The organism is Halomonas sp. MCCC 1A13316, assembly GCF_014931605.1.
In the GTDB taxonomy this organism is placed as follows: Bacteria; Pseudomonadota; Gammaproteobacteria; order Pseudomonadales; family Halomonadaceae; genus Halomonas.
The window spans coordinates 2,357,907-2,377,631 of the sequence record NZ_CP053382.1 but is presented as its reverse complement, the minus strand read 5'-3'; the positions used below and the strand labels follow the sequence as shown (position 1 = coordinate 2,377,631).

Here is a 19,725-nt window from a genome sequence, read left to right as displayed (position 1 = left end):
CACCTATCACAATGACACGCCTCGGAGTTCGCGCATGACAGCCCCGCCTCGGCGCCGCGGCCTGCTGGTACCGCCCATCATTGCCTCGACCGCCGTCGGGCTGTGCTTGTTCCTGGCTTTGCAGGGCTACTATCTCGGCTTCCTCTTCGCCAGCCTCTTCACCATGCTGCTGCTGGGTATTCCCATTGCCATTGCCCTGGCGGGGTCGTGCCTGATCTACGTCTATCTGACCGGCCGGGTACCCGATGTGGTCGTCGCCCATCGCATGATTAACGGCGTTGACAGCTTTCCACTGTTGGCGATTCCGTTCTTCATCCTGGCGGGTAATCTGATGAACAACGGTGGCATCACCACCCGCATCTTCGATTTCGCCAAGGCCTTGATGGGCTGGATGCGCGGCGGGCTGGGGCATGTCAACGTGGGGGCCAGCATCGTCTTTTCGGGCATGTCGGGCGCTGCGGTCGCCGATGCGGGCGGGCTCGGCACCATCGAGATCAAGGCGATGCGCGATGCGGGCTACGACAAGGAGTTTGCGGTGGGCATTACCGCGGCATCCTCCACCATCGGACCGATCATCCCGCCCAGCCTGCCGATGGTGATCTACGGCGTGATGGCTTCCACTTCGGTGGGCCAGTTGTTCGCCGCCGGCCTGATCCCCGGCCTGCTGATGGGGGCGGTGCTGATGATCATGATCACTTTGCTCGCCCGTCGACGCGGCTACCCGCGCGATGCCGCCTTCTCGATGCGTTTCCTCGGGGTGGCCGCCAAGCGTGCGTTCCTGTCGCTGCTGACGCCGGTGATCATCGTCGGCGGCATCATCACCGGGGCTTTCACGCCTACCGAGGCGGCGATAGCGGCGGTGATCTATGCCTTGTTGCTAGGTACCGTGGTCTATCGCACCTTGACCTGGCGGCGACTGCTCAAGGTCAGCATGGAGACCATCGAAACCACCGCGATCATCTTGTTCATCGTCGCCGGCGCGTCCATTTTCGCCTGGATCCTGACCAGCAATCAGGTGACCCAGCACGTGGTGGCGCTGATGGGGCCGTTCTCGGACAGCAAGTTCGCCGTGCTGATATTCGCCAACCTGGTGCTGCTGGTGGTCGGCTGCTTCATGGAAACCATTGCCGCGATCACCATCCTGGTGCCGGTGCTGCTGCCGCTGGCCGTGGCCGTGGGGGTCGATCCGGTGCACTTCGGCGTGATCATGGTGCTCAACCTGATGATCGGCCTGCTGACACCACCGGTGGGCATGGTGCTCTACGTGCTGTCACGCGTATCGAACATCTCGTTCGAGCAGTGCATGCGCGGCACGCTGCCGTTCCTGGTGCCGCTGGTGATTGCGTTGCTGCTGGTGACCTTCGTTCCGGCCATCTCCATGTGGCTGCCCACGCTCGTCTACCGCTGAGGAGTATCGATGTCTCGATCCCACGAGCCCGCCACGCGAGTGGCGGGAGCCGATTTGCAGACCTTCATGGAGCGCGCCCTGGCTCGCTGCGAGGCGGACGAGGCTTCGTGCCGAGCGGTCGCCCGGGCTCTGGTCACCGCCTCGCGCATGGGGACCGACAGCCATGGGCTGCGCCTGCTGCCACATTACGTTCGTGCGGTGCAGGGGGGACGCATCAACCCGCGGCCTGCCATGCGCTTCACACGACGCTTGCCGGGAACCGGCTATCTCGATGCCGATGACGGTTTCGGCCATCTGGCCGGTTTCACCGCCATCGAGCACGCCATCAGCATGGCCGAGGAGATCGGCATCGGTGCGGTAGCGGTGGGCCGCTCCTCCCATTTCGGGGCGGCGGGTTGCTACGCGCTGGAGGCGGCCCAGCGAGGCTACGTCGGACTGTCGGTGTGCAACGCCGATGCCCTGGTCAGCCTGCATCACGGGCAGGGGCCGTTTTATGGTACCAACCCCATCGCGTTCGCTGCACCGGTGCCCAACCAGCCACCTTATCTGCTCGACATGGCGACCAGCTCGATTCCCTGGAACCGGGTCAAGCAATATGCCGCCATTGGGCGCGAGCTACCGCCCGACGTGGTCGTCGACCGTCAAGGGAACCTGACCACCGATGCCTCGCAGGCCGTCTCGCTATTGCCACTGGGAGGTGCCGACTTCGGTTTCAAGGGCGCGGGGCTCGCCGGTATGGTGGAAGTGCTCAGCGCGACCCTGACGGGCATGATCCACGGCTTTCGCATGCTGCCAATGAGCGGCGAGGACATGAGTACGCCGCGTGGTGTCGGGCATTTCTTTCTGGTCATGCGCCCCGATGCGTTCGTCGAGCGCGACATCTTCGATCGCGGCATGCTGGACTACCTTGAGGATTTGCGTGCGCAGCCCGCTCTGGAGGGCAGGGAGGTGCTGGCGCCCGGCGATCGGGAGTGGCGCTGCCAGGCGCGTCGCGATGCCGAGGGCATTCCGCTCGACTCGGCCAACGTGGTGGCCTATGCCGAGCTGGCCGAGGAGCTGGCGATGCCGGCGTTGTCTTAGTGCTGGCGTTAACTCAGTGCTGGATTTGATCGTTCCGCAGTGCGGGGCAAGGATGCAGTATCATATGGCCCGGCCCCTACAGGGCTCGGATTGGCTGGCCAGGAGTTGCATTGCATGAGTCGATACAAGGTGGAGCGCAAGACGCTGTCCGAGCAAGTGGCCGAACAGCTCGAGGCGGAGATCCTCGAAGGCCGCTTGAAGGAGAATGACCAACTGCCCTCGGAGCGTGAGCTGATGGAGCAGTTCGGCGTCGGCCGCCCCGCGGTTCGCGAAGCGCTGTTCTATCTGCAGCAGCTCGGCCTGATCGCCATCAACAGCGGTACGCGCGCCCGGGTGATTCGCCCCACTGCAGAGTCGGTCATGGCGCGTCTATCCGGTGTCACCCGCCAGTTGCTGTCCAAGCCCGATGGGCAGCAGTACTTCCAGGAAGCGCGGGCGATGTTCGAGATTTCGCTGGCGCGCTACGCGGCTCGCCATGCCAGCGATGAGGATCTTCAGCGCCTGCATGACGCCTTGGCGGACAACCGCGATGCCGTCGGCGACGAGGCGCGCTTCAAGCGCTCCGACAACGATTTCCACGGCGTGCTGGCGAGCATCGGCCGAAACCCCATCTTCGACGCCATTCACGTGGCGCTTTCGGAGTGGCTCGACGACCGCCGCGCTCAGGTGCTGCAGCAGAAAGACGAGGACAAGGCGGCGTTTTCCGCCCATATCGAAATCGTCGAAGCGATCGAATCGCGCGACCCCGATGCCGCCGAGGCGGCCATGCGGCGACACCTCGACCGGCATTACGGGACCTATATGCAGCTCAAGAAGCGCCTTTCGGAATAAACAAATGTCTGCGCGAGCGAATCGCTGCGTTGCGCGGTGCTGGAGCGCCAGCCCGGTCAGAATCCTCACATATACCCCATATGCTCCGGTTGACTCGCAGCCTTCGGCTTCTCGCCCCTTCGGGGCCAGCCTACGGCTGTTTGTCGCTTCGCTTGGTACTGTGCTCCGTGCGCCTTGCGGTTCATCTGGGGACGCCGAGTCCGCTCGCCAATTTGCTCAGCGCTTCCAAGCTACGCTTTCTCGCCCAATTTCCCCTTGTGACCCACACGGATATGGGAAATGCGTTGGCCCGTAGGGAACGGGCCTAGCCCTGGCTCTAGCTCGCAAGATCGCGATAGCTGGGTATTTCTCAGCGATGAGGCGCAGCCACGTTATTCCCTATAAAGAGACGCCGCGCTTCCAGGGTATAAAGTCATACTGCGCCAGGCGCACCGCATGCGGGCGGTAGCGGCCGGAGGCGGTGTCGATGCAGCGCTGCAGGAGTTCGTCGGCCAGCTCGGCGATGCTCGCCTCCCCGCGAATGATCGGCCCGGCATCGAAGTCGATGACATCACCCATGCGGCTGGCCAATTCACTGTTGCTGGAGATCTTCAGTACCGGGGTAACCGGGTTGCCGGTAGGCGTACCCAGGCCGGTGGTGAAGAGGATCAAGTTGGCGCCCGAGCCGGCCAGCGCGGTGGTGGACTCGACATCGTTGCCCGGAGTGCAGAGCAGGTTGAGTCCCGCACGGGTTTGCGGTTCGGTGTAGTCGAGTACGTCCACCACGGGGCTGTCGCCGCCTTTCTTGGCCGCACCAGCCGACTTCATGGCATCGGTGATCAAGCCGTCGCGAACGTTGCCCGGCGAGGGGTTCATGGAAAAGTCGGCGCCCACCCGGGCGGCATGCTGTTGGTAGGCTTCCATCAATTCTTCGAAGCGCTCGGCTACGGCGTCGTCCCGGCAGCGGGCGATCAGCTCGTGCTCGACGCCGCACAGCTCGGGAAACTCACTGAGAATGCCGCTGCCTCCCAGCGCCACCAGGCGATCGACCACGGCGCCCACCAGCGGATTGGCCGAAAGCCCCGAGAAACCGTCGGAGCCACCGCACTCGACCCCGAGCGAGAGAGCCGAGAGCGGGGCGGGAGCGCGCTCGACGCGATTGGCCGCAGCCAGGCCGTCGAAAATGGTCGTCAAGGCGTCGCGGATCAGCGCTTGCTCACTGGTACTGGCCTGTTGCTCCAGGTAGTGGACGGGCCGCAGCCCGCGCGGATCGCGCTCGGTCACGGCGGCTTTCAGCATCTCGATCTGGGCTTTCTGGCAGCCCAGGCTGAGCACGGTGGCCCCGGCGACGTTGGGGTGGCAGATGTAGCCCGCCAGCAATTGGCACAACGCCTGGGCGTCGTCGTCGGTACCGCCGCAGCCGAGGGTATGGGTGAGAAAGCGCACGCCATCGACGTTGGGGAATAGCCGTTCGCGCGCTGGTGTCTCCGGTTCGGTGCCGCTCTCGCCGTGCAGTAGCGTACGCGCCATACGCTTGTAGTCGCGGAAGGGATCTTCGCCCAGCGCATCGGCGACGCTCTGGCGCAACACCTCGATGTTGCGGTTTTCGCAGAACACCAGCGGTACCACCAGCCATACGTTGGCCGTTCCGACCTTGCCGTCGGGGCGGTGATAGCCGTCGAAGGTGGCTCCGGTAAAAGCCGACACGTCCGGTGCCTGCCATTCGCCGCGTTTCGCTTGGGGCATGGTGGTGGCGGTGCTGTGCTCGGTGTTGTCGATGCTGATGGCCGTTCCCGCCGGAATGGGGCGAGTCGCGCGGCCCACGGTCACGCCGTACATGATCACGGCATCGCCGGGGGCCAGGTCGCTAAGGCTGAACTTGTGCTTGTGGCGGATCGGCTCTGCCAGCTGCAGTTCGCAACTTCCGTCGATGACCCTGGTGCCGGCCGGCAAGTCCTTCAGCGCCACGCGTACGTTGTCTGCGGCGTGAACGCACAGGCTATCGAGCTGGCCGCCGTCGCTGGCAATGGTTTCGCTCATGGTCAAGGCTCCGGGTACAGGGCGCTAGGCGTTGCCCTCGGGTTCGGCAATCACGCCCTGGGTCTGGATGCCCAGCCCTTCGATGCCCAGGCGCATCTGCTGGCCGGGCCGCAGGTAGACCGACGGCTTCTGGCCCATGCCGACTCCCGGTGGGGTGCCGGTGGAGATGACGTCGCCCGGCGTGAGCGTCATGAATCGGCTCAGATAGCTGATCAGGAAGGGGATTCGGTAGACCATGGTGCGGGTGTTGCCGTTCTGGTAGCGGTGACCGTCCACCTCCAGCCACAGGTCGAGCTCATGCGGTTCGTCGATCTCATCCGGTGTCACCAGCCAGGGACCCAGAGGGCCGAAGGTGTCGCAACCCTTGCCCTTGTCCCAGGTGCCGCTGCGCTCGAGCTGGAACTCCCGCTCGGAGATGTCGTTGACCACGCAGTAGCCGGCCACGTGCTCCATGGCGTCGGCTTCGGCTACATAGCGGGCCTGCTTGCCGATCACCACCCCAAGCTCGACCTCCCAGTCAGTCTTGCTAGAGCCACGGGGGATGATGACGTCGTCGTCGGGTCCGCAGATGGCGCTGGTCCACTTGTTGAAGACCACCGGTTCCGGCGGCACCTCGGCGCCGGTTTCGGCGGCGTGGTCGGAGTAGTTGAGACCGATGCAGATGAACTTGCCCACTCGGCCCACGCAGGGGCCTAGCCGGGTATCGGCAGCTACCTCGGGCAGGCGAGAGGGGTCCAGCTCCGCAAGCCGGGCCAGGCTGGTGCGCCCCAGGCGCTGCCCGTCGAGGTCGTCGATATGGGCGGACAGATCGCGAATCACACCCTGGGCGTCGAGCAGGCCAGGTTTCTCGTGGCCCTTGGGACCGAAGCGCAGCAGTTTCATGTCGTCTCCTCTCTCGGAATTCAGAACAGCTCGGGGTTCAGATCAGCCAGCCGCCGTCGATCACCTGGGCGGTGCCGGTGGTATAAGCGGATTCGTCCGCGGCGAGATAAGTGGCCAGGGCGGCGATCTCCTCCGCCGTGCCAAGCCGCCCCAGTGGTTGGCGAGCAAGAAATTCGGCGTGCACTGCGGCTTCGGTTCGCCCCTGCCGGTGGGCCTGGTCGCGAATGCGCTGGCGCAGCGAAGGGGAGTCCACGGTGCCGGGGCAGATGGCATTGCAACGGATGCCATGGCCGATGTAATCGGCGGCGATCGACTTGGTCAGGCCGATCACCGCGGCCTTGGTGGTGCCATAGGCGCAGCGGTTGGGTACGCCCTTGAGGCTGGAAGCCACCGAGGCCATATTGATGATGCTGCCGCCGCCATGCTCGATCATGCCCGGCAGCAGGGCACGGGTCATGCGCATCATCGCGGTCACGTTCAAGGCCAGCGACAACTCCCAATCACTATCGCTGCCGTCGAGCAGCGAACCGCTGGCCACGAAGCCGGCGCAATTGAACAACACGTTCACGGGAGGCAGCTCGCTGGCGAGGGCATCGACGGCTTTCGAGTCCAGTACGTCCAGGCTGCGGATATCGATGCCGTCGCTGGACGACAGGTCGCTTAGCTTGTCCGCATCGATATCGGTGGCGATGACATGGGCACCCTCGGCGGCGAAGCGCAGGGCGGTCGCACGCCCGATTCCTTGACCCGCGGCCGTGATCAACGCTGTCCTGTCGCGCAGTCGCATGACGGTTCCTCAATGTAGTTATAGGGCGGCGTAGTTATAGAGCGGCGTGGTTATCGATGCGGCGCCTGTTTCGAGATAGGTGGTATGACAGGATACTAGCCTGACATTTATCCCGATTATGGCTCAGTCCGGACGAAATGCAACCTGACGCCGGCGAGGCGTGCGTCAGCGCGCAAGCCAGCCGCCATCCACGGCAAGGGCATGCCCGTTGACGTAGGCGGCGGCATCGGAGCAGAGGAAGGTCGCGGCGCCGGCGAGATCGTCAGGCGTTCCCCAGCGACCGGCGGGAATACGGCCGAGGATCTCGGCGCTGCGCGTCTCGTCCTCGCGCAGCGCCTGAGTGTTGTCGGTGGCCATGTAGCCGGGGGCGATGGCGTTGACCGTGATGCCATGGGCGGCCCACTCGTTGGCCAGCAGGCGTGTCAGCCCGAGGATGCCGCTCTTGCTGGCGGTGTAGGAGGGGACGCGAATGCCGCCCTGGAACGACAGCACCGAGGCGATGTTGACGATGCGTCCCGGCGCCTGGCGCTCCACCAGGTGACGAGCCACTTGTTGGCTGAGAAAGAAGGGGGCCTTGAGGTTGAGATCCATCACCTCGTCCCAGTCCGCCTCGGTGAATTCCAGCGCCGGGGCGCGCCGGATAGAGCCCGCGTTGTTGACGAGTATGTCGATGCGACACAGGCTTTCGACGGCTTGAGCAACGATCTCTTCCGCGCGATCATGGCCGAGCCGGGCCTCGAGGTTCACATAGCGGCGGCCCAGCGATTCGATGCGCTCGCGGGTCTCGTCGGCGGGGCGGCGATTGACCCCGACGACGTCGGCGCCGGCTTCGGCCAGGGCCACGGCGATGCCTTGCCCGAGCCCCTTGTTGCAGCCGGTGACCATGGCGACTCGGCCGTCCAGTGAAAAGCGTGACATGCGATTTCTCCCTTTACGATGTGATTGTGCCTGCAGAGGTGAAGATAGCGTCGATCGTCATGAAAGGGCGAAGTCGACGATGACAGGCGAGGGCTCGGTGCCGTCGTCGATCCGCACCGCGCAGCCGGGGGCAAGGCAACCAACTGAAAAGAAAGTACAAAAGAGACTTTCTATTTGGGCTCGAACGCGCTAGTATACGCCTCGTTCTCCGGGGCGCCGGCAAGGTCGGTCACCCTGATAGTATCGCTGTTCGCTGCTTCTCGTAGCGCATGATCGATACGCAAAATGTCGGAGCGTGGCGCAGCTTGGTAGCGCGCTGCAATGGGGTTGCAGAGGTCGCAGGTTCGAATCCTGTCGCTCCGACCACTGATTAAGAAAAACCGCCACTACGGGTTTCCCGAGGTGGCGGTTTTTCGTTTCGGCCTGACCGCTATGTGCTCAACTCCTCCCGTTGGCTCATTCAGAGCTCTTCCCATATGCAGCGCCTGAACTCATGAGGTAGGTTGGATACTTGCTTGAGTCTTTGCATGTGCTGGTCGGCAACCTCGCGGGCGATTTCCTCGTAGCACTCCTGCATTTTCTGCGGATCGGTCCCGTGGGTCTCGTAGCATTTGCCGATCTGTTCCCCCGCGGTGGAAAGGGCGGCGAGGAAGCGTGCCTCCTGTTGCATCATGTCGGTCAGGCACTCCATCCAGGCAAGCTGTATGCGTGTCATCGGGGTGATTCCCTGAACCCACTGTTGAGCCCACCACTCCACGAGCGGCTGTGATGGGCCGAAAGCTGGGGGCTGGCGAGAGGAAGTGGTGCTGGCGCTGGCCATGTCGAACTCCTTGACGGAAATGCGCTGTATAAGAGGCTAATTATCTCTTTGAGTGTAGCTCAGCCCGGGCATTTCTCCTCGTGCTTTTGCTGCGATGCGTCATGAATATTTTGCGTTATCCCGGCATGTTTCTTTACGCCTGGTTCATGGCATGCTTCCCTGAGTACGGGCCCGGTAGAAGCGTGCTGGTTCGTGCCTCGGCGTGTGCCCTGGCCTGTGGAATAGGAGGACTTTGGCATGTGGGAAGTCATCAAGTCCGTTCTTGCCGCTTTCCTCGGTGTGCAACGAGAACAGCAGCGACTCAAGGACTTCGAGAAAGGAAACCCGATTGCCTTCATCGTCACGGGTGTCGTGCTCGCAGCGGTGCTGGTGGGGTTGATTGCGTTGGTGGCGGTACTTGCTGCAGGCTAAGCGGGCCGACGCTGCGTTGATTGGCGCGTTAGCCAGAAGGCTTAGGCGTAGGCAGTGACTTTCAAGATTAGATATCTATACTCGATGAAGAAGCGGCTAATGTTCTCCATGGATGAGAGCCCCCGACCCCTGACACTCGGGGCAGCCGTTCTTTACAACTACAAATTTTCGGGAGGCGTCGATGCGGACTCTGCTCGTCTGGCTGGCAGGGGTCTTGATCCTTGTCGGCTCGAGCCAGGTGGCTCTGGCAAACGGCTGGAACATGCCCGTTGGGGTTTCGAGCCTCAGTAGCGAAATCTATGGCTTGCACATGACCATCTTCTGGGTCTGCGTGGTCATCGGTGTGGTCGTGTTCGGGGCGATGTTCTATTCCCTGTTCCGCTATCGCCATTCCAAGGGCGCCAAGTCTGCCAACTTCCACGAGAACACCACCGTCGAGATCATCTGGACGGCGATACCGCTGCTGATCCTGGTGGGCATGGCGGTACCTGCCACCGCAACGCTCCAGAACATCTACGATCCCTCCGACGCCGATCTCGATGTGATGGTCACCGGGCAGCAGTGGCGCTGGCGCTACGAGTATCTCGGTGAAGACGTTTCCTTCAATTCGAACCTGGCCACGCCCAGGGCGCAGATCAACGGCGAAGAGGCGCGAGGCGAACACTACCTGCTCGAAGTGGACGAGCCGCTCGTTCTGCCCGTCGATCGCAAGGTTCGCTTCCTCTTCACTTCCGATGACGTGATTCATTCCTGGTGGGTGCCGGACCTTGCCGTCAAGCAGGACAGTATCCCTGGCTTCGTCAACGAAAACTGGGTCCGCATCGAGGAGCCCGGCATCTATCGAGGGCAGTGTACCGAGCTCTGCGGTGTCGACCACGCTTTCATGCCGATCGTGGTTCAGGCCGTCGAGGAGGAGGAGTTCGACACCTGGCTGGCCGAGCGCAAGGCGGCCGCCGCCGAGGAGGCCATGGGTGTCGACCGCGAATGGGAGATGGATGAGTTGATGGAGCGAGGCGAGGGCGTCTTCAGCAGCATCTGCGCCTCCTGTCACCAGCCCGAGGGGCAGGGCTCTCCGCCCACCTTCCCGGCACTGGCCGGAAATCAGCAGCTGATCGAAGATGTCGAGTGGCACATCGAGACCGTCATGAACGGCGTCTCCGGTAGTCCCATGCCGGCATTCCGCAACACGCTCAACCCCGTCGAACTGGCTGCGGTCATCACCTTTACACGGAACGCCTGGGGCAACGAGACCGGCGACGTGGTTCAGCCCTCGGAGATTGCCGAACGGCTGGAAGAGTGAGAGCGGGCACGGCGTTCGCGCCGTGCTCCAGACCTGACGCGCGATAACAAGACATAGTTTATGGAGTTTTCCGATGGCCCCAAAGGTACCTCCTCAACCGATTCTCGAGCAGAGCAGCACCGCCGCGGAAGCCGGGCATGGACATGCTCATAACGCCCCGCCGAAGGGCATACTGCGCTGGCTGCTGACCACCAATCACAAGGAGATCGGGACCCTTTACCTGATCTTCTCTCTCACCATGTTTTTCATCGGCGGCATCTTTGCCCTGGTGGTTCGGCTCGAGCTCTTCCAGCCTGGGTTGCAGTTCGTCAGACCCGAATTCTTCAACCAGATGACCACCATGCATGGCCTGATCATGGTGTTCGGGGCGATCATGCCGGCGTTCACCGGTCTGGCCAACTGGATGATACCGCTGCAGATTGGTGCTCCCGACATGGCGTTGCCGCGCCTGAACAACTTCAGCTTCTGGCTGTTGCCGGTGGCCTTCTGTCTGCTGCTTTCCACTCTGCTGATGCCCGGTGGCGGTCCGAACTTCGGCTGGACCTTCTATGCCCCGTTGTCGACCACTTACGGGCCACCTTCGACGACGTTCTTTATTTTGTCGCTGCATATTGCCGGTATCAGTTCGATCCTGGGCGCGATCAATATCATCGCCACCATTCTCAACATGCGGGCACCGGGCATGCGCCTGATGGACATGCCGCTGTTCGTATGGACCTGGCTGATCACTTCCTTCCTGCTGATCGCCGTCATGCCGGTGCTCGCCGGGGTGGTGACGATGATGCTCATGGATATCAATTTCGGTACCAATTTCTTCAACGCCGCCGGGGGTGGCGATCCGGTACTGTTCCAGCACCTGTTCTGGTTCTTCGGGCATCCCGAAGTCTACATCATGATCCTGCCGGCATTCGGCATCGTTTCGGCGATCATCCCGACCTTTTCCCGCAAGCGGCTGTTCGGCTACGCCTCCATGGTGTACGCCACCGCCTCCATCGCCATCCTCTCGTTCCTGGTATGGGGACACCACATGTTTGCCGTGGGGATGCCGCTGGTCGGCCAGCTGTTCTTCATGTATGCCACCATGCTGATCGCGGTGCCTACCGGGGTGAAGGTCTTCAACTGGGTGGCGACCATGTTCCGCGGTTCGATCAGCTTCGAGCCGCCGATGCTGTTCGCTCTGGCCTTCGTGGTGCAGTTCACCATCGGCGGTTTCTCGGGCCTGATGCTGGCCATCGCTCCGGCCGATTTCCAGTATCACGACACCTACTTCGTGGTGGCGCACTTCCACTACGTGCTGGTCCCCGGGGCGCTCTTCGCCATCCTGGCGGGGGCCTACTACTGGTTGCCCAAATGGACCGGGCATTATCCTAATCCGCGCTTGTCTCAGTGGCATTTCTGGCTGTCGGTGATCGGCGTCAACCTGACCTTCTTCCCGATGCACTTCTCGGGACTGGCCGGCATGCCGCGGCGGATTCCCGACTATGCGCTGCAGTTCGCCGATTTCAACCTGGCCTCGTCCGTCGGGTCGTTCATCTTCGGCTTTTCCCAACTGCTGTTCGTCGCGGTGATTGTGCTCTGTGCGCGGGGTGGCCAGAAGGCACCGGCACAGGCCTGGGGCGATCACACGGCTGATCTCGAGTGGAGCGTGCCGAGCCCGGCGCCCCTGCACACCTTCGAGACGCCGCCGACCTTCGAGCGCCCGGCGCATTGAATGCAGGCTTCCGGTCGATACTCGATGGCTGGAAAGTGAGCAGGAGTGACGCATGGTTCGTAACGAGACGGATGAGCGTCAGGCGGGGGTCAAGCGGACGGTCTGGCGCAGCTCGGCGGCGCTGGCCGGCATGTTCGCCTTCGCCTTTGCCCTGGTGCCGCTGTATGACGTCTTCTGCAAGGTGACAGGTATCAATGGCAAGGTCGACACCACGGCGCAGGCCTTGGTCCATGAAGATGTCGATGAGTCGCGCACGGTTACCGTGCAGTTCATCACGCGCAGCGGGCCGGGGCTGCCATGGCGAATGGAGGCGGAAACCCGCCAGGTTCGCCTGCACCCGGGGCAGACCTCCGAGGTGTATTTCACTTTCGTCAATCAGAGCGATGCGGTGAGTTGGGGGCGCGCGGTTCCCAGCGTCTCGCCTTCCACGGCCACGCGCCACGTACGCAAGGCAAGCTGTTTCTGTTTCGAGGAGCAGCAGCTGCAGGCGGGGGAGCGGCTGCAGCTGCCGTTGGTGTTCCAGCTGGATCGCGGCCTGCCCCCGGAGGTCGGTACCGTCACCTTGGTCTATACCCTCTATCCGATCGAGGGCAAGCATGAACCGCTTCAGGCGGATGTCCAGACCATACAAGGAGAAGAGGCATGAGTGGCAGTTACTATGTCCCGGCAACCAGCAAGTGGCCCGCGCTGGGCTCTTTGGCCCTTGGGGTGATGATGATCGGGGCCGGCATGTTGCTGGTTCACGATCGCGGTAGCATCGTCATGCTGATAGGCCTGGTGGGTGTCCTGGCGGTGATGGCGCTATGGTTCCGTGATGTCATCACCGAGTCGAGAGGAGGTTTGTACGACACCCAGATGGACCGCTCCTTCCGTTGGGGAATGGGCTGGTTCATCTTTTCCGAGGTCATGTTCTTCGCCGCCTTCTTCGGCGCCTTGTTCTATATCCGCTTCTTTGCCATTCCCTGGCTGGGTGGCGAGGGTGCCAAAGGTGCCACGGCGCTGCTCTGGCCCGAGTTCACCGCTCATTGGCCGTTGATCAGTCCGCCTGATTCCTCCATTGCCGGCCCGGCCCAGGTATTCAGTCCCTGGCAGCTGCCGCTGGTCAACACGCTGATCCTGATCTCTTCCAGCATTACCCTGACCGTGGCACACGAGGCGCTCAAGGAAGGCCACCGCAAGATCTGCCGCAATTGGCTAGCCGGCACCGTGCTGCTGGGCCTGTGCTTCATCGCCATTCAAGGCGTCGAGTACTACGAAGCCTATACCCACTACGGCATTACCTTGAAAGCCGGTGTCTATGGCGCGACCTTCTTCATTCTGACCGGGTTCCATGGCCTTCACGTCATCGTCGGTACGATCATCCTGATCGTGATGCTGGCGCGGATCGTGCGTCGCCATTTCACCCCCGAAGAGCACTTCGGCTTCGAGGCGGCCAGTTGGTACTGGCACTTCGTCGACGTGGTCTGGGTAGGTCTGTTCATTACCGTTTACGTGTTCTGATCACAAGCGTCATGCCTCGCTCAGCAGACGCCCGCCATGGCAGCCTGGGGTCATGCTTCGCCCAGGCTGCCGAAGAAGAAACCGTAGAACAGCAGGGCGAGAAGCAGCGCGGCGAGCGTGACGCGGATCTTCAGCGACACCAGCAGCCGGCGTGATTGGCTATCGTCGCGTAATAGAAACCCGACGCCAGCTGCGAGGCTGGTCAACATGGCCAGGAACACGACGGCTATCAAGGTCTTGAGAAACATGGGGTACTCCGTTGGAGGTCAGGTGCCGAGACGTGGCAAGCGCCTGCCCGGCTGGCGATCGAGCATATGGTACCTGCTCTGGTCGCTGCTGGTGGTGTTGGGATTATGGCTTGGACTATGGCAGTGGGAGCGGGCCGACGACAAGCGCAGTTATCTCGCCCGCCTGGATGCGGCGCCAACGCTGGAAGCCCCGGAGGAGGTCCCGCCGCCCGGGACTCATCTGATTCTGCAGGGTGAATACCTGGCGCAGGAGACGCTATACCTCGACAACCGCACCCACGAGGGGCAGTTGGGGGTGGCCGTACTGACCCCGCTGCGCGGCGATGATGGACGCCTATGGTTGGTGCAGCGCGGTTTCCTGCCGACCGGGCCGAGCCGGGCCACACCCGAGGCGGCGACGCCACAGGGCGAGGTCAGGTTGCGGGGACGCTGGCAAGCTGACGGCGATGCTCCGCCGCTCTTCGGACCCAACCGGGAAGGGCGACGCCTGCAGCGCATCGAGCTCTCCGCCTGGGATCTACCGAGCGGCTTCGCGCATGATGGCTGGCTGCATCTTGAGCAGGGGCCTGGACGGTTGGAGCCTTGGTGGACACCCAACGTGGTGCCACCCAGTCGTCATGTCGGCTATGCCGTCCAATGGTGGGGGTTGGCACTGGCGGCCTTGGCTGTAATGATCGTTGGAGGGCGGCGGCTGGCCGGAGACAGGCGTCATGCGCTGGGCGGCTCTCCTCCCGAAGGTGACGAATGAAGCGTGAGTATTACGGGGAAATGCCGTGCAGGAAGTCATGAACGTTCGCCATCAGCGCTTTAAGCTGTTGGCCTTGATCGCCGTCTTCGCATTGCCGATGTTGACGGCATGGATAATGCTGCACTGGCGCATCGGCATTCCCGATCAGCATACCGCGCATGGTGAGCTGGCTCCCCCCGTGCCATCTTTGCCAGAGTGGCCGTTAGTTGATCGCCAGACGTCTTTCGACGGCGGCGACTGGGTGCTGGCTTTCGACTGTACACGTAATTGTGAGGCCCAGGCCGACCGCTGGTGGCGCATGCATCGGGCGCTGGGTCGTGAGGCCCCTCGCGTCACACGCTTGCGTATCGGTGGCAACGCCGAAGCCCTGCCCGGCGAGGCGTTCAGCCAGTGGAAGGAGAAGCCCGAGTGGCAGGCGGCAGGCGCTGTATGGCTGCTTGACCCGCAGGGGCGGGTGGTGTTGCGCTACGATGATGGCGTTGCGGAGCGCGACGTAAAGGACGACCTGACTCGTCTGCTGAAACGTAATCCCGATCCGCGCGCGGCCGAGGAGTTCGAAGGCGGCTAGCGTTGAAGCCGTCTCGTACCGGCCGCCTCGCGGTTCGCCGAACGATGTGACATCGTCGGCTCGAGACATGACAGGATCAAGGACGCCATTCATGCAGGATGTGTCGATGCCAACTCTTCACGATCAGGCGCATGTGCGTCGGCTTCGTCTGTTGTTGAGTCTTAGTCTGGTGGGCGTCGTCTTCACCAGCGTGGTGGTCTTGATCGGCGCCTGGACGCGGCTGGTCGATGCCGGTCTTGGCTGTCCCGACTGGCCCGGTTGCTACGGTGAACTGGTGGTTCCGGATGTTGAGCGTGCCTCGCTGCACTCACCCGATGCGCCGCTGGAGGCCTTCAAGGCCTGGGTCGAGATGATTCATCGCTATCTGGCGTCGACGCTCGGGCTGCTGGTGATCGGCTTGTTGCTACTCGGTGTCCGGCTGCGCCACAGCCCCGGCTATCCTTGGAAGACCAGTGTGGCCCTGCTGGGCGTGATAGTGCTGCAGGGCGCCTTCGGCGCCTTCACGGTGACGCTCAAGCTGTGGCCGCAGGTCGTGACTCTGCATCTGCTGGGAGGGCTCTCGGTACTGGTGCTGTTCCTGTGGCTGCATCTGGGGTTGCGCCGTTTTGCCAAGGGCTTCCAAGCCGCTGCCGCGGCGAAGCGTCGGCTGACTCCGCTTTGGATGGCGGCCGTGGCGTTGCTGGTGATGCAATTGGCGCTGGGGGGCTGGGTCTCGAGCAACTATGCCGGTATCGCCTGCCAGGGCTTTCCCACCTGTAACGGACAGTGGTGGCCGGCGATGGATTGGAGCGAGGGGTTCCACCTGACACAGACGGTGGGTCCCAACTATCTACATGGCCAATTGCACGCCGATGCACGTACCGCCATTCACCATGGGCATCGTATCGGTGCGCTTTTGCTGGGGTTGGCGCTGCTTATGCTGGCGTTGCGTCACTGGGGGGAAGTACGCATGCGCCCCTGGCTCGGTGGGCTGGTCATCGCCTATGGTGTGCAGTTGGGATTGGGGATCGCCAACGTACTGATGTGGCTTCCCTTGTGGCTGGCGCTTCTGCACACGGCCGGGGCTCTCTCGCTCGTGCTGCTGCTGGCTCTGGCCGTGTGGCACTGGCGAGAGCCGGTCACGGAAGTCGAGGATTCGACACGAAGGGAGAAGGAGTGGGTGCATGTCTAACGCACTGACCAAGCGTGAGGGAATCAAGGGCGCGCTGTTGATGCAGCTGGGCCTGCGCGAGTCGGCCGGCTGGACCTGGCAGGACCTGCTCACGTTATGCAAGCCCAGGGTGGTAGTGGTGATGCTGGTGTGCGCCCTGGTGGGCATGGCACTGGCGACACCGAGCTTGCCGTCGCCGGCCACGGTAGTCTTCGGCCTGGCCGGTATCGGCATGGCCGCCGGCGGAGCAGCTGCTTTCAATCACGTGGTCGACCGCCGGCTCGATGCGATGATGCTGCGTACCTCGCAGCGCCCACTGGCAAGCCAGCGCATGCCCACCGTGCTGGCGCTGGGCTGGGCGTCGCTGCTCTCCATTGCCGGCATCGCCCTGTTGCTGTGGCAGGTCAACGCGCTGACGGCTTGGCTGACGCTGGCTTCGTTGATCGGTTACGCCCTCATTTATACGGCTTTCCTCAAGCGCGCTACGCCACAGAACATCGTTATCGGTGGCGTGGCTGGGGCGGCTCCCCCCATGCTCGGCTGGACGGCGGTGACCGGACAGTTAGGGCCGGAGCCGCTATTGCTGGTGCTGATCGTGTTCGCCTGGACGCCGCCGCACTTCTGGGCGCTGGCGATCCACAAGCGTGACGAGTATGCGCGGGCCGGCGTGCCGATGCTGCCGGTGACACATGGCGAGGCATTCACGCGGTTGCAGGTATGGCTGTATGGCTGGTTGACCGTTGCGGTGACGCTGATGCCTTTCGTCATCGGCATGAGCGGCGCCGTTTATCTGCTCGGTGTTATGGCGCTGAACCTGCGCTTCATGTACTGGAACTGGAAGGTTTGGCGCGGCGCGGATCCCAAGGCCCCGCTGGCTGCCTTCTGGTTCTCCATTCGCTATATCCTAGGGGTTTTCGGCGTGCTGCTGCTGGATCACTATGCCGGGCTTTGGGCGATGTAGCGCTGTAGGGCAATATTGTTTACCGCACAGGTAAGCGCCCGGCATGAATATGCCGGGCGCTTGCCGTTGCGTCATAACCGCTGCTGCGTCACCACAGCTGGGTAATGAGAAAGTAGGCCACCAGAGTGACCAGTACGGTGCTGATCAGGTTGAGGGCAAAGCCAGCGCGAATCATCGATTGGATCTTCATGTGCCCCGTGCCGAATACGATGGCGTTAGGCGGCGTTGCCACCGGCATCATGAAGGCGCAACTCGCGGCAATTGCCGCCGGTACGGTGATCAGCAGGGGCGAGATGTCCTGGGACACCGCCAGAGCGCCGAGCAGCGGCAGGAAGGCAGCGGCGGTTGCGGTGTTGGAGGTGATCTCGGTGAGGAAGATGATCACCAGTACCACTACGCCGACCAGCGCGAGCACTGGGAAGGTGCCGAAGACGCCGAGCTGCTGGGCGATCCAGTCGGCCAGGCCGGAGCCGCTGATGGCGCCGGCCAGGGCGAGGCCGCCACCGAACAGCAGCAGTATGCCCCAGGGAAGTTTCTGCGCTACCTCCCATACCATCAGACGCTCGCCGTTGCCCTGGCCGCTGGGAATCAGGAAAAGCGCCATGCCCGCGATAATGGCGATGCCGGTGTCCGAGAGCCAGTCCAGCCCCATGTCGTTGAGCAGCGGCCGCACGACCCAGGCGATGGCCGCCAGCACGAAGACGGTGCCGACCCGAGCTTCGGGGCGGGTGAGGCGGCCGAGTCGGGCGAGTTCGTCACCCACCAGGCGGGTGCCTTCATGGCCCGATTCGAGGGCGAAGCCGCGCCGAGTCAGCCACCACCAGGCGCAGGCCATCATCGCGATGCTGATCGGCAGGCCTACCAGCATCCACTGGGCGAAGCCGATGTCGATGCCGCGGTCCTCGGCCAGGTAGCCGGCCAGCAGGGCGTTCGGCGGTGTGCCGATCAACGTAGCCACGCCGCCGATACTGGCCGAGTAGGCGATGGCCAGGAGCAGGGCAGTGGCGTAGCGCTTGAGCTCGTCGGGATCGGTATCGCCGAGTAGATTGATCACCGACATGCCGATGGGCAGCATCATGATGGCGGTAGCGGTATTCGATACCCACATGCTGAGAAAGCCCGTGGCGATCATGAAACCTGCGATCTGCCGCTTGGGCTGATGCCCAACGAAGCGCAGCACGTGCAGCGCAATACGCCGATGCAGGTTCCAGTACTGCATGGCAATACCCAGCATGAAGCCGCCGAGGAAGAGATAGATGATCGGATTGGCGTAACTCGAGGCGGTGTTGCCCAGGCTATCGATGCCGAGTGCTGGTACCAGCACGAGGGGTAGCAGCGAGGTGACGGGAATCGGAATGGCTTCGGTTGACCACCAGGTCGCCATCAGCAAGGCCATGCCGACGCAGACCCAGGCCGATTCGCTCATGCCGGCCGGGGCAGGCAGTGTCAGTGTCATTGCGACCCAGAGTGGGCCAAGCCAAAGGCCGATGCTTCCGGCGAGGCTGGGGCCTGGGTTCTGCTCCAGGTCGTCACTTCTCGACTGCATGTTGTCTCCAGGGCGCTAGAGAGTCTTCGATGTTTTTCAGGGTGTTGGATTCTACTGTAGCTGTACAAAGGCTTCATCTGTAGCATTGTGTCGTTGCGTATATGCGGGACCTTGCCTGCTGAAACGTACGGACCTGTATCGGGACCTGGCTTGCGTTACAATTCGCTGGATCACACCAGCCTGGAGATTCGATGACGACGACAACGGCATTGATCCTGCTCGCCGTGAGCCTGGCCATCGTGGCTGGCTTGGCGGCTTACGCCTTTACCCTGTGGCAGGAGGTGAAGCGCCGAGAGGCCTTTCGTGCGGAGGAGCTTCGCCGCGCTCACGAGAACTGTCTGGCCAATCTCGAAATCGTCGCTTCCTCGCTGCTACAGGAGCAGTTGGATGTCACCGAAGGCGCCTGGCGCTGCAAGCTGCTGCTCGATATTCTCGACCCCAGCTTGATCGAGAGGCCCGGCTTCCAAGCCTTCGGCGAGGTTTACTCACGCACCCAGCATCTGCATACTCATTCCGCACGCAAGCAACTGACGCCACGCGAGCGAATGCGTGAGGATCGTGAACGTCTCGAGGTAGAGGCAGAGTGGCGTCGGCCGGTGCTGGCGGCGGCGGAAGAACTCCTCGCGTTTCGCCGCGGTTGGCCGGATAGCCTGCATTGAAGCTATACAAATACTTTACGGCGAGGTATGTTGGCGTCGCCTTGCGTACTCCGCCAAGCTAATCAATGGTCATTTTCCGGGTTTTTTCTGGCAATATTCGGCACAATGGTCAACGAATGGAGTGTGACGGCGCTTTGAGCAAGGGCGGGAAAGGCCTACACTTGAAGCCGTTGGGTCA

20 protein-coding genes and 1 tRNA gene are annotated in these 19,725 nt (G+C 62.8%); 14 read left to right on the top strand and 7 right to left on the bottom strand.

All coding sequences use genetic code 11. From position 1 onward, the window contains the following. Positions 1 to 34 precede the first annotated feature (34 nt). The 3 genes from HNO52_RS11020 to nanR all read left to right on the top strand — a co-directional run bounded on the left by HNO52_RS11020 (position 35) and on the right by nanR (position 3,319). Positions 35 to 1,408 (top strand): TRAP transporter large permease, encoded by a 1,374-nt coding sequence (locus HNO52_RS11020; RefSeq protein ID WP_197565373.1) that lies wholly within the window; start codon positions 35 to 37, stop codon positions 1,406 to 1,408. A 9-nt stretch (positions 1,409 to 1,417) separates the two neighbouring features. Continuing rightward, positions 1,418 to 2,488 carry an Ldh family oxidoreductase gene (locus HNO52_RS11015; RefSeq protein ID WP_197565372.1) on the top strand — a complete coding sequence of 357 codons (1,071 nt, stop codon included), beginning with the start codon at positions 1,418 to 1,420 and terminating at the stop codon, positions 2,486 to 2,488. Positions 2,489 to 2,602: 114 nt separating this feature from the next. Next, a complete protein-coding gene (gene nanR, locus HNO52_RS11010) occupies positions 2,603 to 3,319 on the top strand; it encodes a transcriptional regulator NanR (RefSeq protein WP_197565371.1) in 717 nt (238 codons plus the stop codon). Between the two features lie 378 nt (positions 3,320 to 3,697). Here nanR and HNO52_RS11005 read toward each other — a convergent pair whose 3' ends face one another. The 4 genes from HNO52_RS11005 to kduD form a co-directional block, all read right to left on the bottom strand. Further along, on the bottom strand, positions 3,698 to 5,338 hold the full coding sequence (locus HNO52_RS11005) for a UxaA family hydrolase (protein ID WP_197565370.1): 1,641 nt from the start codon (positions 5,336 to 5,338) through the stop codon (positions 3,698 to 3,700). Positions 5,339 to 5,362: 24 nt separating this feature from the next. After that, entirely contained in the window at positions 5,363 to 6,220 is an 858-nt protein-coding gene (locus HNO52_RS11000; RefSeq protein WP_197565369.1) for a fumarylacetoacetate hydrolase family protein, read from the bottom strand. A 37-nt stretch (positions 6,221 to 6,257) separates the two neighbouring features. Beyond that, the gene (locus HNO52_RS10995; protein ID WP_197565368.1) at positions 6,258 to 7,007 is read right to left on the bottom strand and encodes an SDR family oxidoreductase; all 750 of its coding nucleotides are present in this window, start codon (positions 7,005 to 7,007) and stop codon (positions 6,258 to 6,260) included. 165 nt (positions 7,008 to 7,172) lie between these two features. Next, positions 7,173 to 7,925, bottom strand: coding sequence for a 2-dehydro-3-deoxy-D-gluconate 5-dehydrogenase KduD (gene kduD, locus HNO52_RS10990; protein ID WP_197565367.1), 753 nt, complete (start codon positions 7,923 to 7,925; stop codon positions 7,173 to 7,175). A 289-nt stretch (positions 7,926 to 8,214) separates the two neighbouring features. Here kduD and HNO52_RS10985 point away from each other — a divergent pair. Then, positions 8,215 to 8,291: transfer RNA gene (locus tag HNO52_RS10985), tRNA-Pro, on the top strand. A 94-nt stretch (positions 8,292 to 8,385) separates the two neighbouring features. Here HNO52_RS10985 and HNO52_RS10980 read toward each other — a convergent pair. Further along, entirely contained in the window at positions 8,386 to 8,640 is a 255-nt protein-coding gene (locus HNO52_RS10980; protein ID WP_197565366.1) for a hypothetical protein, read from the bottom strand. Positions 8,641 to 8,982: 342 nt separating this feature from the next. Here HNO52_RS10980 and HNO52_RS10975 point away from each other — a divergent pair, with 342 nt between their 5' ends. The 5 genes from HNO52_RS10975 to HNO52_RS10955 all read left to right on the top strand — a co-directional run bounded on the left by HNO52_RS10975 (position 8,983) and on the right by HNO52_RS10955 (position 13,667). Beyond that, the gene (locus tag HNO52_RS10975) at positions 8,983 to 9,156 is read left to right on the top strand and encodes a DUF2970 domain-containing protein (protein ID WP_197565365.1); all 174 of its coding nucleotides are present in this window, start codon (positions 8,983 to 8,985) and stop codon (positions 9,154 to 9,156) included. A gap of 181 nt (positions 9,157 to 9,337) precedes the next feature. After that, positions 9,338 to 10,456, top strand: coding sequence for a cytochrome c oxidase subunit II (coxB, locus tag HNO52_RS10970; protein WP_197565364.1), 1,119 nt, complete (start codon positions 9,338 to 9,340; stop codon positions 10,454 to 10,456). A gap of 73 nt (positions 10,457 to 10,529) precedes the next feature. Next, positions 10,530 to 12,167, top strand: a complete 1,638-nt coding sequence (gene ctaD, locus HNO52_RS10965; RefSeq protein WP_197565363.1) for a cytochrome c oxidase subunit I — start codon at positions 10,530 to 10,532, stop codon at positions 12,165 to 12,167. Positions 12,168 to 12,219: 52 nt separating this feature from the next. Next, positions 12,220 to 12,813: a cytochrome c oxidase assembly protein gene (locus HNO52_RS10960; RefSeq protein WP_197565362.1), complete on the top strand. Its 594-nt coding sequence runs from the start codon at positions 12,220 to 12,222 to the stop codon at positions 12,811 to 12,813. Next, positions 12,810 to 13,667 carry a cytochrome c oxidase subunit 3 gene (locus tag HNO52_RS10955; protein ID WP_197565361.1) on the top strand — a complete coding sequence of 286 codons (858 nt, stop codon included), beginning with the start codon at positions 12,810 to 12,812 and terminating at the stop codon, positions 13,665 to 13,667. The genes HNO52_RS10960 and HNO52_RS10955 overlap by 4 nt, the downstream gene beginning before the upstream one ends. 50 nt (positions 13,668 to 13,717) lie before the next feature. Here HNO52_RS10955 and HNO52_RS10950 read toward each other — a convergent pair whose 3' ends face one another. Beyond that, the gene (locus HNO52_RS10950; RefSeq protein WP_167110320.1) at positions 13,718 to 13,915 is read right to left on the bottom strand and encodes a DUF2909 family protein; all 198 of its coding nucleotides are present in this window, start codon (positions 13,913 to 13,915) and stop codon (positions 13,718 to 13,720) included. Positions 13,916 to 13,937: 22 nt separating this feature from the next. Between HNO52_RS10950 and HNO52_RS10945 the strand changes: the two genes are divergently transcribed. The 4 genes from HNO52_RS10945 (at position 13,938) to cyoE (ending at position 17,342) form a co-directional block, all read left to right on the top strand. Next, complete coding sequence (locus tag HNO52_RS10945; protein WP_232090211.1) at positions 13,938 to 14,663, top strand: SURF1 family protein; 726 nt, start codon at positions 13,938 to 13,940, stop codon at positions 14,661 to 14,663. Positions 14,664 to 14,700: 37 nt separating this feature from the next. Beyond that, on the top strand, positions 14,701 to 15,231 hold the full coding sequence (locus HNO52_RS10940) for a redox-active disulfide-containing membrane protein (RefSeq protein ID WP_232090209.1): 531 nt from the start codon (positions 14,701 to 14,703) through the stop codon (positions 15,229 to 15,231). Positions 15,232 to 15,337: 106 nt separating this feature from the next. Beyond that, entirely contained in the window at positions 15,338 to 16,402 is a 1,065-nt protein-coding gene (locus HNO52_RS10935; RefSeq protein WP_197565358.1) for a COX15/CtaA family protein, read from the top strand. A 40-nt stretch (positions 16,403 to 16,442) separates the two neighbouring features. Beyond that, a complete protein-coding gene (gene cyoE / locus HNO52_RS10930) occupies positions 16,443 to 17,342 on the top strand; it encodes a heme o synthase (RefSeq protein ID WP_197569188.1) in 900 nt (299 codons plus the stop codon). 88 nt (positions 17,343 to 17,430) lie between these two features. Here the strand turns inward: cyoE and HNO52_RS10925 are convergent, their stop codons facing one another. After that, positions 17,431 to 18,888: an SLC13 family permease gene (locus HNO52_RS10925; protein ID WP_197565357.1), complete on the bottom strand. Its 1,458-nt coding sequence runs from the start codon at positions 18,886 to 18,888 to the stop codon at positions 17,431 to 17,433. A gap of 191 nt (positions 18,889 to 19,079) precedes the next feature. Between HNO52_RS10925 and HNO52_RS10920 the strand changes: the two genes are divergently transcribed. Further along, complete coding sequence (locus HNO52_RS10920) at positions 19,080 to 19,547, top strand: DUF2489 domain-containing protein (RefSeq protein ID WP_197565356.1); 468 nt, start codon at positions 19,080 to 19,082, stop codon at positions 19,545 to 19,547. Positions 19,548 to 19,725: the final 178 nt, after the last annotated feature.

What these genes read in the sequence shown, in the direction of transcription:
- coxB (WP_197565364.1), top strand. Translation starts at nt 9,338, where the DNA reads ATGCGGACTCTGCTCGTCTGGCTGGCAGGGGTCTTGATCCTTGTCGGC.
- HNO52_RS10925 (WP_197565357.1), bottom strand. Translation starts at nt 18,888, where the DNA reads ATGCAGTCGAGAAGTGACGACCTGGAGCAGAACCCAGGCCCCAGCCTC.
- HNO52_RS10940 (WP_232090209.1), top strand. Translation starts at nt 14,701, where the DNA reads ATGAACGTTCGCCATCAGCGCTTTAAGCTGTTGGCCTTGATCGCCGTC.
- HNO52_RS10955 (WP_197565361.1), top strand. Translation starts at nt 12,810, where the DNA reads ATGAGTGGCAGTTACTATGTCCCGGCAACCAGCAAGTGGCCCGCGCTG.
- cyoE (WP_197569188.1), top strand. Translation starts at nt 16,443, where the DNA reads ATGCAGCTGGGCCTGCGCGAGTCGGCCGGCTGGACCTGGCAGGACCTG.
- HNO52_RS11005 (WP_197565370.1), bottom strand. Translation starts at nt 5,338, where the DNA reads ATGAGCGAAACCATTGCCAGCGACGGCGGCCAGCTCGATAGCCTGTGC.
- HNO52_RS10995 (WP_197565368.1), bottom strand. Translation starts at nt 7,007, where the DNA reads ATGCGACTGCGCGACAGGACAGCGTTGATCACGGCCGCGGGTCAAGGA.
- HNO52_RS11000 (WP_197565369.1), bottom strand. Translation starts at nt 6,220, where the DNA reads ATGAAACTGCTGCGCTTCGGTCCCAAGGGCCACGAGAAACCTGGCCTG.
- HNO52_RS10935 (WP_197565358.1), top strand. Translation starts at nt 15,338, where the DNA reads ATGCCAACTCTTCACGATCAGGCGCATGTGCGTCGGCTTCGTCTGTTG.
- nanR (WP_197565371.1), top strand. Translation starts at nt 2,603, where the DNA reads ATGAGTCGATACAAGGTGGAGCGCAAGACGCTGTCCGAGCAAGTGGCC.
- HNO52_RS11015 (WP_197565372.1), top strand. Translation starts at nt 1,418, where the DNA reads ATGTCTCGATCCCACGAGCCCGCCACGCGAGTGGCGGGAGCCGATTTG.
- ctaD (WP_197565363.1), top strand. Translation starts at nt 10,530, where the DNA reads ATGGCCCCAAAGGTACCTCCTCAACCGATTCTCGAGCAGAGCAGCACC.
- HNO52_RS10920 (WP_197565356.1), top strand. Translation starts at nt 19,080, where the DNA reads ATGACGACGACAACGGCATTGATCCTGCTCGCCGTGAGCCTGGCCATC.
- HNO52_RS10960 (WP_197565362.1), top strand. Translation starts at nt 12,220, where the DNA reads ATGGTTCGTAACGAGACGGATGAGCGTCAGGCGGGGGTCAAGCGGACG.
- HNO52_RS10980 (WP_197565366.1), bottom strand. Translation starts at nt 8,640, where the DNA reads ATGACACGCATACAGCTTGCCTGGATGGAGTGCCTGACCGACATGATG.
- kduD (WP_197565367.1), bottom strand. Translation starts at nt 7,925, where the DNA reads ATGTCACGCTTTTCACTGGACGGCCGAGTCGCCATGGTCACCGGCTGC.
- HNO52_RS10975 (WP_197565365.1), top strand. Translation starts at nt 8,983, where the DNA reads ATGTGGGAAGTCATCAAGTCCGTTCTTGCCGCTTTCCTCGGTGTGCAA.
- HNO52_RS10950 (WP_167110320.1), bottom strand. Translation starts at nt 13,915, where the DNA reads ATGTTTCTCAAGACCTTGATAGCCGTCGTGTTCCTGGCCATGTTGACC.
- HNO52_RS11020 (WP_197565373.1), top strand. Translation starts at nt 35, where the DNA reads ATGACAGCCCCGCCTCGGCGCCGCGGCCTGCTGGTACCGCCCATCATT.